Source organism: Mesorhizobium sp. M1A.F.Ca.IN.020.03.2.1, from assembly GCF_004023205.1.
Classification (GTDB): domain Bacteria; phylum Pseudomonadota; class Alphaproteobacteria; order Rhizobiales; family Rhizobiaceae; genus Mesorhizobium.
In genome coordinates, this window is the sequence record NZ_RZSV01000479.1 from 1 (window position 1) to 1,073 (window position 1,073).

At 65.9% G+C, this 1,073-nt stretch carries 1 protein-coding gene; it reads left to right on the plus strand.

Annotated elements, in window-relative coordinates; all coding sequences use genetic code 11:
- A partial coding sequence (locus EOA79_RS32200; protein WP_128293705.1) for a patatin-like phospholipase family protein occupies positions 1–1,073 on the plus strand: 1,073 nt, incomplete at both ends.

Genomic DNA, 1,073 nt, shown 5'->3' on the forward strand with positions numbered 1-1,073 from the left:
CGCATACGCTGATCGACGACGTGCGCGTCGTCGGCGGCGTTTCTGGCGGTGCGGTGACGGCGGCCTATCTCGGCTACAAAGGGCGTGGTTACCGCGAGCTTCGCAAGCGCTTCTTGCTGCGCGATGCCGAGAGCTCGCTGCACACCGCCAAGCTCGCTCCGGCCAATCTGGCGCGGCTGTGGAAAGGCGGCGTCAACGACCGCAGCACCTTTGCTGCGTGGCTGGACAGGAACCTGTTCGACGGTGCCACTTACAGCGCCTTCAGACGTCCCGGCGCCCCGCTGGTCTGGATCCACGCATCCGACATCTACAACGGGACGGCCTTCGGCTTCACCTACGACCGCTTCGCGGCCATCTGCAGCGATCTCGACAAGCTTCGTATCGCCGATGCGGTGGCGGCCTCGGCGGCGTTCCCCGCGGTGTTCGCGCCGGTTGTCGTCTCGACGACCACGCCGACAACCAGATGCAACTACAAGCAGCCGGACTGGATCCAACGCGGTCTCAACGATCCGGAGGCACCGGAACGGGTCAAGGCCGCGGCTCGCGCCATGGAGTCCTACCAGAACAACGACCGCGTCAACTACATCAAGCTGCTCGACGGCGGATTGACCGACAACATCGCGGTGGTCGGCTTCGCGGAATCGCTCGACATCGCCGGCAGTCCGCACAGCCCGTTGTCGCCGCAGGCGGCGGTGAGGATGCGAACGCTGATCATGATCGTTGCCGATGCGGGCCGCAGGAAAGAACCCGACTGGGTCAAGGTCAAGCAGGGACCGGGCCTGGTCGACATGATCGACGCCACCGCCGGCACCTCGATCGCGTCCTCGGTGCGCGACGAATTCGATTCCCTCAAGCTCGAATTCCGGCTGTGGCGCGAAAAGCTGGTCAAATATCGCTGCAGCCTCCCGGCGGCGGTGGTAGCGCGCTACCGCGGCAGCCTGTCCGGCTGGAAGTGCCGCGACGTCCAGATGGTGGTTGAACTGGTCTCCTTCGCCGACCTGCCGCCAGACGAGGCAGCCGCGCTGAACGTCATCCCGACCCGGCTGAGGCTGACGCCGGAGCAGGTCGAGCGG